Annotated in this window: 11 protein-coding genes; 1 reads left to right on the top strand and 10 read right to left on the bottom strand. The window is 65.3% G+C overall.

The annotated features are described in order from the left end of the window. Positions 1 to 34 precede the first annotated feature (34 nt). Both HU719_RS05265 and HU719_RS05260 read right to left on the bottom strand, forming a co-directional pair. On the bottom strand, positions 35 to 1816 hold the full coding sequence (locus HU719_RS05265; RefSeq protein WP_186534797.1) for a sensor domain-containing diguanylate cyclase: 1782 nt from the start codon (positions 1814 to 1816) through the stop codon (positions 35 to 37). A 279-nt stretch (positions 1817 to 2095) separates the two neighbouring features. Next, positions 2096 to 3013, bottom strand: coding sequence for a LysR family transcriptional regulator (locus HU719_RS05260; protein WP_186534796.1), 918 nt, complete (start codon positions 3011 to 3013; stop codon positions 2096 to 2098). 273 nt (positions 3014 to 3286) lie between these two features. Between HU719_RS05260 and lysA the strand changes: the two genes are divergently transcribed. Continuing rightward, positions 3287 to 4516 carry a diaminopimelate decarboxylase gene (gene lysA, locus HU719_RS05255; protein ID WP_217843694.1) on the top strand — a complete coding sequence of 410 codons (1230 nt, stop codon included), beginning with the start codon at positions 3287 to 3289 and terminating at the stop codon, positions 4514 to 4516. Between the two features lie 176 nt (positions 4517 to 4692). Here lysA and HU719_RS05250 read toward each other — a convergent pair whose 3' ends face one another. The 8 genes from HU719_RS05250 to HU719_RS05215 form a co-directional block, all read right to left on the bottom strand. Next, positions 4693 to 5388: a response regulator gene (locus HU719_RS05250; protein ID WP_186518196.1), complete on the bottom strand. Its 696-nt coding sequence runs from the start codon at positions 5386 to 5388 to the stop codon at positions 4693 to 4695. After that, a complete protein-coding gene (locus tag HU719_RS05245; protein WP_186534794.1) occupies positions 5385 to 8039 on the bottom strand; it encodes a DUF4118 domain-containing protein in 2655 nt (884 codons plus the stop codon). The genes HU719_RS05250 and HU719_RS05245 overlap by 4 nt, the downstream gene beginning before the upstream one ends. Positions 8040 to 8090: 51 nt before the next feature. Next, the gene (kdpC, locus tag HU719_RS05240) at positions 8091 to 8654 is read right to left on the bottom strand and encodes a potassium-transporting ATPase subunit KdpC (RefSeq protein ID WP_186534793.1); all 564 of its coding nucleotides are present in this window, start codon (positions 8652 to 8654) and stop codon (positions 8091 to 8093) included. 12 nt (positions 8655 to 8666) lie between these two features. Continuing rightward, positions 8667 to 10721, bottom strand: coding sequence for a potassium-transporting ATPase subunit KdpB (gene kdpB / locus HU719_RS05235; protein ID WP_186534792.1), 2055 nt, complete (start codon positions 10719 to 10721; stop codon positions 8667 to 8669). 10 nt (positions 10722 to 10731) lie between these two features. Beyond that, entirely contained in the window at positions 10732 to 12426 is a 1695-nt protein-coding gene (gene kdpA, locus HU719_RS05230) for a potassium-transporting ATPase subunit KdpA (protein WP_186534791.1), read from the bottom strand. A 9-nt stretch (positions 12427 to 12435) separates the two neighbouring features. After that, complete coding sequence (kdpF, locus tag HU719_RS05225; protein ID WP_186518185.1) at positions 12436 to 12525, bottom strand: K(+)-transporting ATPase subunit F; 90 nt, start codon at positions 12523 to 12525, stop codon at positions 12436 to 12438. A gap of 345 nt (positions 12526 to 12870) precedes the next feature. After that, positions 12871 to 13923 (bottom strand): AI-2E family transporter, encoded by a 1053-nt coding sequence (locus tag HU719_RS05220; protein ID WP_186534790.1) that lies wholly within the window; start codon positions 13921 to 13923, stop codon positions 12871 to 12873. Positions 13924 to 13935: 12 nt separating this feature from the next. Beyond that, positions 13936 to 14730 (bottom strand): DUF4892 domain-containing protein, encoded by a 795-nt coding sequence (locus HU719_RS05215; protein WP_186534789.1) that lies wholly within the window; start codon positions 14728 to 14730, stop codon positions 13936 to 13938. Between the last annotated feature and the right edge of the window lie 98 nt (positions 14731 to 14828).

The following is a 14828-nucleotide window of genomic DNA, read 5'->3' as shown; positions in this document are numbered from 1 at the left end:
CTTGAGGAGGGTAGATCGAAATGAAAACGGGAGTTCAGGCCACCGACCCTATGCGCCGGGTAGCACCAAACCAATGTTCGAAGGTTGCCACCGGCATCGGCCGGCCCAGATAAAAACCCTGTGCCTCATGGCAGCCCCAGGCGGCCACCTGTTCCAACTGCGCGGCACTTTCGATGCCCTCGGCAGCCACCCGGTAGCCCAGGCGCGAGGCCAGCTCTACCAATGAACGCACCAACTGGTTATCACGGGCATCGACGCAGCCCTTGTGCACCAGCGAGCGGTCCAGCTTGACCAGCGTGGCGGGGATGCGGCTGAGGTAGGCCCAGTTGCTGTAACCGGTGCCGAAGTCGTCAATGGCGATATCGATACCGGCCAGGCGCGCACGTTGCAGTTGCTGCTGCACTTCTTCGAGTTGCTCGATCAGTGCGCTTTCGGTGAATTCCAGCTGCAGCCGCGCCGGGTTGATGTCCAGGCGGTGCAGTTCGCCAAGCAGTGCATCCATGAAAGCCGGGCTTTCAAGGTCACGGGCCGTGATGTTCATGCCGATGCTTAAATCCAGCATCTCGGTCTGCTGCAACAAACGCAGCACCGCACGCATCACCCACAAGCTGATCTGGGTGATCAGCGCGGTCTTTTCGGCCAAAGGGATGAACTCCGCCGGGGAGATCTCGCCCAGCTCCGGGTGGTGCCAGCGCAATAGCGCCTCGGCCGAACGGCAATCGCCGCCGGGAAGGTGCAGGCGTGGCTGCAGATGCAGGCTGAGTTCGCCGTCATGCTGCAAGGCCACGGTCAGCGCCGCCAGCAAGGTAAAGGCGCGGCGCTGGGCGGCGTCAACCTCTGGCTGGTACAAGGCGCAGCGGCCGTGGCTACGGCGTGCGGCATCCGCTGCACTGACCACCCGGCGCAGCCACTCCAGGCCTTCTCGATCATCGCTGCGCGCACTCAGCGCGGTAATGCCGATGCCGGCATCGAGCAGCACAGGGATCTGGTGGCACTGCACCGGCGCCTGTAACGCTTCGATAATGCCCGCACACAGTGGCTGAACCTGTTCGGGGTCGTCGACGATGGTGGCAAAACGCGTCGGGCTGATCTTGTACAGCGACTGGCTAAAAGGCAGCTGCGCAACGATGCGCGCCTTGACCTGCAACGTGAGGTCGTGGGCAAAGTTGTAGCCCAGCGCCTGGGTGATGTCGTTCAAGGTTGCGGCGGGCAGGATATCGATGGCCAGCAGGGTCAGGGCCTGGCCGCGGTCGAAATGGGCCTCGACGTCGCACTCCAGCTTGAGCCGGTTGAACAGGCCGGTCGGTTGGTCGAAAAAGTTGCTGCGCCGCACACTGGCGAGGATTTTCATCACCATGTCGGCGAACGCGACCAGCATGGCCTTTTGCTCTGGCGCCATCGGTGGGCGTGGCACGGTATCGATGATGCACAGGCTGCCGATGGCTATACGCTGCTCGACCACCAGCGGCGCCCCGCAGTAGTAGCGGATACCCGGCTCGCCGGTTACCAGCGGATTGTCGGCAAAGCGCGGGTCCTCGCACGCATCGGTTACCTCCAGTGGCTGGGCCTGCAGGATGGTGTGGGCGCAGAACGACACATCGCGGGAGGTGCTGGCACTGTCCAGGCCAGTCCTGGCCATGAACCATTGCTGGCATTCGCTGACGATCGACACCAGGCAGATAGGCGCGGAAAAATAGCTGGAAGCAAGCTTTACCAGCGCCTGGAGTTCGTGGTTCTGGTCTTGCTGGGCGACACACCATTCGACGACCTGAGCCAGGCGGTCTTTCTCATTGATGGGCACGGGAGCGGTTTTCATGGTGTTTTGCCTGCCCTGAAGAGGGTGTTAAGCACGAAGATATAGCACTTTGCTATCAATGAGACTGGTGTACAGACAAACGGTTCCGCTATGGAGCAAGTAATGGCTGAACGGTAGCGCATATATTTGTACAAGGATAGGAATTTGTACAAGTATCGTGATTAGGATAACACGCTTTGAATTGCGGATCGGTGGCCGCCCCGCGGCCATTTCGCGGCGCAAGGCCGCTCCTACAGGGGGTTGTTGATCGCCGCCTGAGTTGTACAAGCTTCGCGCGCGTCAAAGTTCAGGGGGCGTCAGCGCGGCCATCATTGCCTGGGCCTGGGCGCGTAGCGCGGTACAAAATGGCGCTACTACCGCCGACGCCGGGCGGTGCTCTGGGCGAATCAGCATGACACGGTACGGCACCGAAATATTCAGCCTGCGCATCACCAGGCCAGCCTGCCCCGCTTCCAGCCCGCTGAGCGGGTTGATAATCGCCACCCCCAGACCCTGACGGACCATCGCACACACCGACGCTGCGCTGGTGGTTTCGATCACTGTGCGCCGGTTTACCCCGGCCGCCCGAAACTGCTGGTCGAGTTGCTGCCGATAGGTGTCCAGGCTTGCCAGGTTGATGAAGTCGACCTCGTGGAAGTCGCTCAACTGCAGCACCGCCTTGGCCCGTAATGGATGGCCTTGGGGCAGCACGCAGACCATGTCGGCGCTGAACAGCAACTCGCCCACGGCACCCCGCGGCACCTGTTCGACTTCGGTGAGGCCAAGGTCGTGCTGCTGGGCCACCAGCGATTCCTCAAGCAGCGGCGATTCCTGCGCGGTGATACACACGCTGACGCCCTTGTGCTGCTGATAGAAGCGCTGGCAGGCAAGCGGCAGGAGAGTTTGCGAGAACAGTGGCAGGCAGGTGACAGACAACCGGCCTTGCTCGAAGTTACGGATGGCCTGGGCGAAGCGGTCTATGCGCTCAAGGCCGATGAAGGCCCGTTCGACTTCATCCACCAGCAGCAAGGCCTGGGCCGTGGCCACCAGGCGCCCGCCTTCGCGCTCGAACAGGTTCAGGCCCGTGACCTGCTCCATGCGTGCCAGCTCACGGCTGACAGTGGGCTGCGAGGTGAACAGCAGGCGCGCGGCACCGGTGACGCTGCCGGCAGCCATGATGGCGCGGAAGACTTCTAGGTGGCGCAGGGTCAGTTTCATGGGGGGCTCACCGCAAGGGTCATGGAAGGCGCCATTCTGTGCTGGCCTCATCGCAGGCTGGCGCCAGCTCCTACAAAGACTTCGCCAGCCCGTAATAGAGATGCCTGACTGAGAACCTGTGGCGCCAGCCTGCGATAGGGCAGCTGCGGGTTTACACAAAGCGGTGCAGGGGCTCAGCCCATATCAAATATGAATTCCCTACACAAAAATAGCTATTTTTCTGAATTGTCCATTTCAATCAAGCTTGAAGCATTCCATCAAAGGACCACCCCGATGAACTTCCCTCTCCTGGCCACCGCTATTCGCCAGCACGGCTCGCCCCTCTGGGCCTACGACAGCCACATCATCAACCAGCGCATCGACCAGTTGCTGCAGCACTTCGACACGGTGCGTTTCGCGCAGAAAGCCAACCCGAACCTGCACGTGCTGCGCCTGATTCGCGAGCGCGGCCTGAAGCTCGATGCGGTGTCGCTGGGTGAAATGGAGCGGGCCTTCGCCGCCGGTGCCGAGGTTGGCGGCGAGCCGGCCGGCGTGGTGCTGACCTGCGACGTGCTCGATCAACCCACTTTGGCGCGTGCGGTAGAGACTGGCATCGAGGTTAACGCGGGTTCCATCGACATGCTCCGCCAGTTGGGCGAGCACTCACCGGGGCATCGGGTGTGGCTGCGCATCAACCCAGGCTTCGGCCATGGCCACAGCCGCAAGACCAACACCGGCGGTGAAAACAGCAAGCACGGCATCTGGCACCAACAGCTGCCCGAGGCGCTGGCCTGCATCGAACAGTACGGTCTGCATTTGGTGGGCGTGCACATGCACATAGGCTCCGGGGTCGATTACCAGCACCTGGAAGCGGTGGCCAGCGCCATGGTCGGGCTGATCGGCAAGCTGGGCATGGATATCGAGGCATTTTCCATCGGCGGCGGGCTGTCCACGCCATACCGCGAGGGCGACCAGCCGGTAGACCTGGCGCGCTATGCCCGCACCTGGGCGGTGGCAAGGGCCGAGGTCGAAGCGATGCTCGGCCATGCCGTACGCATGGAGATCGAGCCGGGCCGGTATGTGGTGGCCGAGTGCGGTTACCTGGTGGCCGAGGTCCGTGCGGTCAAGCAAATGGGCGAGCGCAATTACATTCTGGTCGATGCGGGTTTCAATGACCTGATGCGCCCGGCCATGTACGGCGCCTACCACCGCATGAGCCTGTGCGACGCCAACGGCCAGCCGCTGGACGGTGCGCTGCAAGCCACCGTGGTTGCAGGGCCGCTGTGCGAGTCGGGCGATGTGTTTACCCAGGACGATCAGGAACTGACCCCGCAGCAACTGCCCCAGGCCAAAGTCGGCGACCTGTTGGTAATTCATGACGCCGGGGCCTACGGCGCGTCGATGTCGTCGAACTACAACAGCCGGCCGCTGCTGCCGGAGTTTCTGATCGAGCAAGGCGCACTGCGCATGATTCGCCGTCGCCAGAGTGTGCAGGCGCTGTTGGCCTTGGAGTTGGGGCTCTGAAATAGCCTGCCATTGGCAGGTAGCCAGGCTGTGCTGAGCACGGCCTCTGTAGGAGCGGCCTTGTGTCGCGAAAGGGCTGCGCAGCAGCCCCGGGATCTCGGGCTCATGCAAAATTTTCGGGGCTGCTGCGCAGCCCGTTCGCGACACAAGGCCGCTCCTACTGCCCCAGGAGCTTCCTACCCGCCCGGCGCCACCAGCCGATACCCCACCCCCGCCTCGGTGATGATGAACCGAGGCGCAGTGGGGTCATCGCCAAGTTTCTGCCGCAAGTGCCCCACCACAATGCGCAGGTAATGGGTGTCATCGACATGGGTCGGGCCCCAGATGTCCTTGAGCAACTGCTGCTGGGTGATCACCCGCCCCGGGTGCGCGGCCAATTGCGCCAGCAGCGCATATTCCTTGCGTGTCAGCCCCACCTCCTCCCCGTCGAGCAGCACCCGGCGGTAGGCAAAGTCCACCCGCAGCGGGCCGAAGCTGGCCGCAGCCGGGGTATTGCCAGCCTGTGGCACCTGGCGCAGCAGGGCGCGAACGCGGGCGAGGAACTCCTGAATGCCGAACGGCTTGGTCACGTAATCGTTGGCACCGCCATCCAGCGCGTCGACCTTCTGCACCTCGCTGGCCCGCACCGACAGCACCATCACCGGCACCGCGCTCCACTCGCGCAGCTCGCGCAGTACCTGCTGGCCGTCCATGTCCGGCAGGCCAAGGTCGAGCACCACCAGGTCCGGCTTGCCCAGCGCGGCCTGGGCCAGGCCTTCGGCGCCAGTGGCGGCTTCGAGCACCTTGTAGCCTTGGGACACCAGGCTGATGCGCAGAAACTTGCGGATCTGCGGTTCGTCGTCGATCACCAACAGGGTCGCAGCTTGGCTCATGGCATTTCACTTTCGGCGTCTGGTTGAGTAGGCAGCGGCAAGCATAGTGTGATGCAAGTGCCCTGGCCATCGATGCCCTCGCCCACCAGAATGCGCCCGCCATGGGCGCCGATCATGCCCTGGCAGATCGCCAGGCCAAGGCCCGTGCCCTGCCCGCCCCTGTCGCCACGGGCCGCGGTGTAGAACATGTCGAAGATTCTCTCGCGGTCCTCGGCAGGGATGCCAGGGCCTTGGTCGCTGACGGCCAGATGCAACTGGTCGTTGTGCACTGACACCTGCATGAGCAAACGCCCGTTCACCGGCGAAAAGCGTGCGGCGTTCTCCAGCACGTTGACCAAGGCTTGCTCGATCAGCGCGGCATGCACATACAGCAGCGGCAACTCGGCGGGCACCTCGGTGTGCACCTGCAGCGGCGCCAGCACGGCGCGCAGGCGTTGCAGTGCGCTGCCCACGATATCGGCCGGTGCCACCCAGTCACGGGCAAGCTTGAGGCTGCCATGGCCAAGGCGGGTCATGTCCAGCAGGTTCTGGATATAGCGGTCCAGCCGCTCGGCTTCGTTACGGGTGCCCTCAAGCAGCTCGCGGCGGTCATCGGCCGCAATGGCGTCGCCCAATGCCAGCAGGCTGTCGATGCTGCCGCGCATGGCCGTCAATGGCGTGCGCAAGTCGTGGGATACCGAAGCCAGCAAGGCGCTGCGCAGCTGCTCGGTCTCGCCATGCAGGCGCGCCGCTTCAAGTTGCTCGGCCAAGCGTGCCCTGGCCAACGCCTGAGCCAAGGGTTGCGCCAGCGCCATCAGCAAGCGCCGCCGGGGGGCGGCCAACGGCGCGCCATCGCGTGGGCGCACGCCTAGCAACGCCAGCGGCTGCTCATCCACTGCCAACGGCCACCACCACCAGCGGCCATGGGGCAAGGTGTCACTGCCAAAGCCTGCGCCCTGACCATGCTGCCAGGCCCATTGTGCAGCAGCGCGTTCGTTGTCGGTAAACGCCGGGGCAGCGCCGCTGGCAACCTGCAGCGAGCCATCGGCGCTGCGTTCGAGCAGGCACACCTGGACATCCTGCCAGCCGTCCAGGTGCTGGCCGGCAGCGTTGAACACCGCCTGGCGATCAGCGGCCACGGTCAGGCGGCGCGACAGGTCGAGCAGTTGGCTGGTCTGTGCCTGGGTCTCGCGCAGCGCCTGTAACTGGCGGCGCTGGCGCGCAGCAAGGTTGCCGGTGAGCGCGGCCATCAACAGGAAGAACACCAGGGTCAGCACGTCTTCTTCGCGCTGGATACTCAGCGAGAAGTTGGGCGGGACGAACAGAAAGTCGTAGGCCAGAAACGACAGTGCTGCACACGCCAGCGCCGGGCCCAGGCTGCTGCGCACCGCCACCAGCAATACCGCTGCCAGGAACACCAGGGAGATGTTCGGCAGCGCCAGCACGCTGGCAACCGCCCAGGCCAGCCCTGCCGCCAGCAGCGTTGCCATCAGCGCCAACAGGTAATGCCGCCACACCCACACGCGCCTGACCGCAGTACGCGCAGGTTGCGGCAGGGCATCGCGGTCGAGCACGTTGATTTCCAGGCCATGGCTTTCGCGCAGCAAGCGCGCCGCCACCCCTGCCCCCAACAGGCGCCGACGCAGCAGGTCGCGGGACTGGCCAACCAGCACCAGGCTGGCGCGACGCTCGCCGGCATGCTGGATGAGCGTGCGTGCCACTTCACCGGCACGCAGCAACACCACCTCACCGCCCAGGCGCTCGGCCAACTGCTGAGCCGCTTGCAGGCGATGGCGGGCGCTTTCGTCACGCAGACGGCCGTTGTCCACATGCACCACACTCCATGGCAAGTGGCGGCGCTGGGCAACGCGGCTGGCATGGCGCACAAGACGCTCGGCCTGATCGTCGCCGTCGATCCCCACCAGCAGCCGGCCACGCAGGGCCGGGGCCTCCTCGCCGCGCTGGCGGTAGCCACTGGCAAGGTCGGCGTCCACCTGGGCGGCGGCGGTGTGCATGGCCAGCTCACGCAAGGCGGTGAGGTTGGTCTGGGAGAAATAGGCATCGATAGCCGCCCGGGCCTGCTCGGGCACATACACCTTGCCCTCGCGCAGGCGCTCAAGCAGCTCGCGTGGCGGCAGGTCGATCAATACCAGCTCGAAGGCCTCCTGCAGCACCCAGTCCGGCAGGGTTTCACGCACTTGCACACCGGTGATGTCGCGGACCTTGTCGTTGAGGCTCTCCAGGTGCTGCACGTTGACCGTGGTGTACACGTCGATGCCTGCGGCCAGCAACTCCTGCACATCCTGCCAACGCTTGGCGTGGCGGCTGCCGGGGGCGTTGCTGTGCGCCAGCTCATCGACCAGCACCAACGCAGGCGCGGCCTTGAGCAGGCCATCGAGGTCCATTTCTTCAAGTTGCACGCCACGGTATTGGCTGCGCAGCAACGGTTGCTGGGGCAGGCCGCCAAGCAGGGCTTCGGTTTCGGCGCGGCCATGGGTTTCGACAATGCCCACTAATATGTGCACGCCCTGACGCAGCTGCGCGTGGGCGGCCTGGAGCATGGCGAAGGTCTTGCCGACCCCAGGCGCTGCGCCGAGAAACACCTTCAACCTGCCACGGCCTGCACGCGGCAGGCCGGCCAGCAGGGCATCGGCGCGGGTGGGGTTACTCATGTCGGGTCCTTGTGTCGGGTATGGGCCATCGCGGGGCACGTGCTGGGGCGCTTAGTTGCCTGGCAGCGGCGCCAGGCGCTGCAACGCCTGGTTCAGCACCAGCACATTGACCACCGCTGGGCCGACCAATGGCTGCAGGGTGGCCTCATCCACCAGCGCTTGCAAGCGCGCTTCAGGCACCTGGCGCGCAGCCGCCACCCGCGGCAGCTGGTAGGCGATGGCCGCAGGTGGCAGATGCGGGTCCAGGCCGCTGGCGGAGGTGGTCAGCAGCGCCTGGGGCACTGGGCCAAGGCTGGCTTGGTACAGCGTTGCCGCATCGGCGCTGACCCGCTCGGCCAGCGCCGGGTTACCCGGCCCCAGGTTGCTCGCGCCGCTGGCGACCGTGGCGTACGCGCCGGCCGAGGGCCGCGGGTGGAACCAGCCATCGCCGCTGAAACCCTGTGCAATCAACGCCGAGCCACGCACCTGGCCTTGGCCGTCGCGCACCAGGCTGCCGTTGGCCTGCTCGGGGAAGGCCAGTTGGGCGATGCCCGTCACCGCCAGCGGGTACAGCGCGCCGGTGACCAGGGTCATCAGCATCACCAGGCTCAGGGCCGGGCGTAGGTAAGCAGTCATGATGGTTCTCCTTCAGACCAGGTGCAGGGCATTGAGCACGACGTCGATCAGCTTGATCCCGGCAAACGGCACCAGAATGCCGCCAAGGCCGTAGATCAGCAGGTTGCGCCGTAGCAGTTGGGCGGCGCTTGCGGCTTGCACGCGTACCCCGCGCAGGGCCAGCGGAATCAGCACGATGATGATCAGTGCGTTGAACACGATGGCCGACAGGATCGCGCTTTGCGGGCTGGCCAGGTGCATCAGGTTGAGCACGCCCAATTGCGGGTAGATGGCCGCGAACAGCGCCGGCAGAATGGCGAAGTACTTGGCCACGTCGTTGGCGATGGAAAAGGTGGTCAGCGCGCCGCGTGTCACCAGCAGTTCCTTGCCCACCTGCACCACGTCGAGCAACTTGGTCGGGTCGCTGTCCAGGTCGACCATGTTGGCGGCCTCGCGGGCGGCCTGGGTGCCATCGTTCATGGCCATGCCGACGTCAGCCTGGGCCAGGGCCGGGGCATCGTTGGCGCCGTCGCCGCACATCGCCACCAGCCGGCCGTCGTTCTGCTCCTGGCGGATGCGCGCCAGTTTTTTCTCAGGCGTGGCCTCGGCCAGCACGTCATCCACGCCAGCCTCGGCGGCAATGGCAGCCGCCGTCAGCGGGTTGTCGCCGGTGACCATCACAGTGCGAATGCCCAGCTTGCGCAGCTCGGCAAAACGCTCGCGAATACCCGGTTTGACCACATCCTTGAGGTGGATCACACCGAGCAGGCGCTTGTCGACACAGACCAGCAACGGCGTGCCGCCGCTTTGTGCGATGCGCTCCACTTCTCGGGCCAGCGGCAGGGGCATTTCCAGGCGCTGCAGGCCGACGAAAGCCAGCACCGCATCCACCGCACCTTTGCGATAGCGGCGCTGTTGCAGATCGATGCCCGACAGGCGCGTTTCGGCGCTGAAGGCAATGGCGTCGTACTGCCCGGCGGCCGGCTCGACAAAGTCGTGCAACTGGCGCAGAAACTCGACGATGGATTTACCCTCGGCAGTGTCATCGGCCAGCGAGGCGAGCAACGCGCCCTCCCCCAGCTCCTTGGCGGTGATACCGGGTGCGGCGTGCAGCGCGCTGCAACGGCGGTTGCCGAACGTGATGGTGCCGGTCTTGTCGAGCAGCAGCGTGTGTACGTCACCCGCCGCCTCCACCGCCCGGCCAGAACGGGCTATCACATTAAGCCGTACCAGGCGGTCCATGCCAGCAATGCCGATGGCCGAGAGCAGGCCGCCGATGGTGGTGGGGATCAACGTGACCAGCAACGCTGCCAGGAAGATCAGCGGCAGGCTGCCGCCGGCAAAGTGGGCGAACGGCTGCAGCGTCACCACCACGACCAGGAAGATCAGGGTCAGGCCGATCAGCAGGATATCCAGGGCAATTTCGTTGGGGGTCTTCTGCCGCTTGGCGCCTTCGACCAGCGCGATCATGCGGTCCAGGGTCGACTCACCGGGGTTGCTGGTGACGCGAATCAACAACTGGTCCGAGACCAGCCGGGTATTGCCGGTGACCGCCGAACGGTCGCCGCCGGATTCGCGGATAACCGGCGCGGATTCGCCGGTAATGGCGGCCTCGTTGACCGCTGCGATGCCTTCGAGCACCTCGCCGTCTGCCGGGATCATCTCGCCTGCCACCACCCGCACCACATCGTCCTTGCGCAACTGGCTGGCAGCCACCGTTTCGAAACTGCCATCGGCCTTGCGGCGCAGGGCCTGCAGGCCCTGGCTGCCGGCCTTGAGGCTGTCGGCCCGAGCCTTGCCACGGCCCTCCGCCAGCGCCTCTGCGAAGTTGGCAAACAGCACGGTGAACCACAACCACACGGCGATTTGCACAGCGACGCCAGTGCTTACGCCACTGTTCGGGTCCAGGCACAGCAGCGTGGTCAGCGCAGCGGTCAGGGCCACCACCAGCATCACCGGCGAGCGCCTGAGCTGGCGCGGGTCGAGCTTGAGCAGCGCCTGCAGCAGCGCCGGGCGCCACAGGTTGGCCAAGCGGGTCTGGTCCTTGGCGCCGGTTGCGGCTTGCACATCAGGAATGGGCATGTTCATGGTCAACTCCTCAGAAACCCAGGCTCAGGTGTTCGGCAATAGGCCCCAGGGCCAAGGTCGGCAGGAAGGTCAGGCCGCCCGCCAGCAAGATGGTCATCAGCAGCAGGCTGGTGAACAGCGGGCCGTGGGTGGGAAAGCTGTTCAGCCCTTGGGGCGCGCTGTTTTTTGCCGCAAGGCTGCCGGCCAGCGCCAGCACCGGCAGGATGTAGCCGAAGCGGCCGATCAACATGGCCAGGGCGATCATCAGGTTGTGGAACACTGTGTTGGCGCCAAAGCCTGCGAAGGCCGAGCCGTTGTTGGCGGTGCCTGAGGTATAGGCATACAGCAGCTGGCTGAAGCCATGCGGGCCGGGGTTGCTGACCGCAGCAGCGGGGCCTGGCAGGCTGGCAGCGATGGCGCCGAGCACCAGTACCCCGACCGGCATCACCAGCAGCGTCGCCACCAGCAACTGCACCTCGCGGGCCTGCAGCTTCTTGCCCAGGTATTCCGGGGTGCGCCCGATCATCAGCCCCGCCAGGAACACCGCAATCAGCACGAACAGCAGCATGCCGTAGAGGCCTGCGCCGACGCCGCCGAAGATCACTTCGCCGACCATCATGTTGACCATCGCGACCATGCCGGTCAGCGGATTGAGGCTGTCATGCATGGCGTTCACCGAACCATTGGAGGCGGCGGTGGTGGTCACCGTCCACAGCACCGAGCCGGTGGTGCCGAAGCGGCTTTCCTTGCCTTCCAGCGGTGCGCCGAGCTGTACCTGTGGGTTGTCCAGCGCAGGGTTGGGCTGCTGTTCGGTCCACAGCGCGGTAGCGCCGCCGATCAGGAACAACGCCAGCATGCAGGCCAGGATCGCGCGGCTCTGGCGCAGGTCCTTGACGTAGTGGCCGAAGGTGAACACCAGTGCCACCGGGATCAGAATGATCGACGCCACCTCGAACAGGTTGCTCCATGCCGTGGGGTTTTCGAACGGGTGCGCCGAGTTGACGCCGAAGAAACCGCCGCCATTGGTACCCAGTTGCTTGATGGCAATCTGGCTAGCCGCAGGGCCGAGCGGGATGGTTTGCTCGGCGCCTTGCAGGGTGATGGCGTTGGCGTAGTCGGCGAAGGTTTGCGGCACGCCTTGCCACACCAGTAGCAGCGCCAACACCAGGCACAGCGGTAGCAGCCCGTAGAGGGTGGCGCGGGTCAGGTCGACCCAGAAGTTACCCAGTTGCGTGGTGGAGCGGCGGGCAATACCGCGACACAGGGCGACCAGTACGGCAAGGCCGGTGGCGGCGCTGACGAAGTTCTGCACGGTAAGGCCGAGCATCTGGCTCAGGTAGCTGAGCGAAGCTTCGCCGCTATAGGCCTGCCAGTTGGTGTTGGTCATGAAGCTGACCGCAGTGTTGAGCGCTAACGACCATTCCTGGCCCGGCAGGTGTTGCGGGTTCAGCGGCAGGCTGCCTTGCAGCAGCAGGACGGCGAACAGCAGCGCACCGCCGGCCAAGTTGAAGGCCAACAGAGCAAAGGTGTACTGCTTCCAGTTGTGTTCCTGCGCCGGTTTGACGCCGGCCAGGCGGTAGCAACCCCGTTCGATGGGCCTAAGCAGCGGCGACAGCCAGGTGCTCTGGCCTTCCATGACGTTGTAGTAAAAGCGGCCGAGCCAGGGGGCTGGAAGCAGCACCAGGGCGAAGAATGCCAGCAGCAGGAGGTAGTCGTAGCTGTGCATGGTGGCTCCTTAGCTGCGGTCGGCGCGCAGTAGCGCCGTTAGCAGGTAAACCGCCAGGGCCACTGCCAGCAGCAGTGACAGGGTGTCGAGGATGTACATGGGGGATCTCCCTTGGCGCGCGGGTTGGAGGGCGCTGATGGGGAGATTGTCGGAGGGGTGGGCGTAAAGGGGCGAGATATGGGGCGGCGGTTGCCAATAAAGGAATCGTAAAGTTTTGCAGGGGGTGTTGTTAGGGGGGAGCTAGCGGCGCTTCGCGGATGAGCCCGCCCCACGGACCGCGCCATGCCGCTACCGGATCGCCCGCGGTCAATGTAGGAGCGGCCTCGTGTCGCGAAAGGGGCGCGCAGCGCCCCCCAGCATTTGCGCCCCCCTGATATCACAGGGCCAGCTTCGCGACACAAGGCCGCTCCTACACAATGACTGCGCCGCTTGGGGTTTATGTGGTTAGCGCTGCACCACATCCGCCCCGGAGTTGCGGCTCCAATCCAGCAGCAGGCTGTACCCCACCGCCAACAGGGTCGGCCCGATGAACAGCCCGATGAACCCAAACGCCAGCAACCCGCCAAACACCCCAAGCAGCACGATGACCAGCGGCAAGTTGCCGCCGCGGCTGATCAGGTAGGGTTTGAGCACGTTGTCCACGCCGCTGATGATGAAGGTGCCCCACACGCCCAGAAACACCGCCATGCCGTAGTCGCCCTTCCACACCAGCCACGCGGTGGCCGGGATCCAGGCCAGCGGCGGGCCCATGGGGATCAGGCTGAGCATGAACGTCACCAGCCCCAGCACGATGGCCCCCGGCACGCCGGCAATCAGAAAACCGATCAGCGCCAGCACGCCCTGCGCCGCCGCAGTGCCGATCACCCCGTTGACCACGCGCTGCACGGTGCCGGCCACCAGCTCGACGTAGTACTCGGCGCGCTCGCCCACCAGCCGTTGCAGCAAACGCCGCACGAAGGCAGCCAGCCGCGGGCCGTCACGGTAGAAGAAGAACACGAACACCAAGCTCAGAGTCAGTTCCAGCACACCGCTGCCAATCTGCGCGCTGCGCGCCAGCAGCCAGTTGCCGACCTGGCCGAAATACGGCTTGGCCGAGGCCAGCAACGCGGCGCCCTGCTGATCGAGCGACTGCCACCAACTGACCAGCCGCTCACCAATGAACGGAATGCCGCTGACCCAGGCCGGTGCATCCGGCAGGCCTTCGACCTGGATGTCGCGCACAAAGGCGGTGGCATCGCGCACATGGTCGGCCAGGTTGAACCCCAGCCACACCAGCGGCAGCGCCACGATCAGGATCCAGGCGCAGGTCAACAGGCTCGCCGCGAGGGTTTCGCGCCCGCGCAGCACGCGGGTCAGCAGGCGCATCAACGGCCAACTGGCAAACGCCAGGATTGCCCCCCACAGCAGCGCCGAGATGAACGGCGCCATCACCCATAACGCGGCGCCAAGCAGCACCAGCAGCAGGATCTGGACCAGCAGGCGATCATTGTTGACCATGGCGGCGCTCACTTAACGGATCAGTTCCAGGTGCAAGCCTTCGGTCGGCGCGTTGCCGACCTCCAGCCTGCTGCTGCGCACACCGGCCTTGACCAGTTGCTCACGCCAGGCCTCGGCGCCTTCGCCGCTGAGGCTGGCGCGCAAGGTACTGTCCAGGTTCAGGCTGCGCGCCAGCAACGTGGCCCAGGCGGGCTGCGGCCGTGCCAGGTCAGGGTAGTCGAGCTTGCCGGTATCGCGCAGCTCGCGCAGCACCGTGGCGGCGGTGGGCAGAATGTCGCCCAGCGGGCTTGCGGCGACGAACTCTTCGACGTGCAGGTAGGCGCGGCGGTTGCCACGGGTGACGCTGTACAAGGCCACCAGCGTGTCGGCCTGCTCGGCGGAACGGCGCAGCAGAATAAATGCCTGCTGTTCGTCGCCGCCATTGAGCCGGGCGTTGGCAAACACATCGTTGGCCCAGATGCTGGCCTCGCCGCAGTCGCGGCCCTGGCACCAGAACAGCGGATAGCCGCCGTCGTGCTGCAGGGCCTCACGGGCACTGGTGAACGCTTCGCGGGCGCTGCGCTCTACCGGCAGTTCGTAGGTGACCGAACTGACCTGGCCGCGGCTTTCGACTTTTTCTTCGACCCGCAGGCGGCCGCTGATCTTGCGCAGCGGGCCCATGGGGTAAATACGCTCCTGCTCGACCGCCGGGCGTTGGTCGACCACCTTGGCGTCGACCGGAACCGGCAAGGTGCCCGCCCACAGCAAGGGGCTTGCGAGAACTAGGCAGGCAGCGATGGCGCCACGTAACACTGGCGTTGTAGTCATCGGCAGCCCTCGTGGCTGCGCTGCGCGGATGCATGAATGTCTGGCATGTACATGGTTGTCTCCCTTTCAACCCGCCAAGCCTCGACACTTGCCCGGTG

The sequence above is a fragment of the Pseudomonas farsensis genome (genome assembly GCF_014268805.2).
Lineage (GTDB): Bacteria > Pseudomonadota > Gammaproteobacteria > Pseudomonadales > Pseudomonadaceae > Aquipseudomonas > Aquipseudomonas farsensis.
This window is presented reverse-complemented; position numbering and strand designations above follow the sequence as displayed.

Bases quoted from the DNA above. Each gene is read 5' to 3' on its own strand.
- kdpB (WP_186534792.1), bottom strand. From the start codon at position 10,721: ATGAACATGCCCATTCCTGATGTGCAAGCCGCAACCGGCGCCAAGGAC.
- HU719_RS05220 (WP_186534790.1), bottom strand. From the start codon at position 13,923: ATGGTCAACAATGATCGCCTGCTGGTCCAGATCCTGCTGCTGGTGCTG.
- HU719_RS05265 (WP_186534797.1), bottom strand. From the start codon at position 1,816: ATGAAAACCGCTCCCGTGCCCATCAATGAGAAAGACCGCCTGGCTCAG.
- kdpF (WP_186518185.1), bottom strand. From the start codon at position 12,525: ATGTACATCCTCGACACCCTGTCACTGCTGCTGGCAGTGGCCCTGGCG.
- kdpC (WP_186534793.1), bottom strand. From the start codon at position 8,654: ATGACTGCTTACCTACGCCCGGCCCTGAGCCTGGTGATGCTGATGACC.
- HU719_RS05245 (WP_186534794.1), bottom strand. From the start codon at position 8,039: ATGAGTAACCCCACCCGCGCCGATGCCCTGCTGGCCGGCCTGCCGCGT.
- lysA (WP_217843694.1), top strand. From the start codon at position 3,287: ATGAACTTCCCTCTCCTGGCCACCGCTATTCGCCAGCACGGCTCGCCC.
- kdpA (WP_186534791.1), bottom strand. From the start codon at position 12,426: ATGCACAGCTACGACTACCTCCTGCTGCTGGCATTCTTCGCCCTGGTG.
- HU719_RS05215 (WP_186534789.1), bottom strand. From the start codon at position 14,730: ATGACTACAACGCCAGTGTTACGTGGCGCCATCGCTGCCTGCCTAGTT.
- HU719_RS05260 (WP_186534796.1), bottom strand. From the start codon at position 3,013: ATGAAACTGACCCTGCGCCACCTAGAAGTCTTCCGCGCCATCATGGCT.
- HU719_RS05250 (WP_186518196.1), bottom strand. From the start codon at position 5,388: ATGAGCCAAGCTGCGACCCTGTTGGTGATCGACGACGAACCGCAGATC.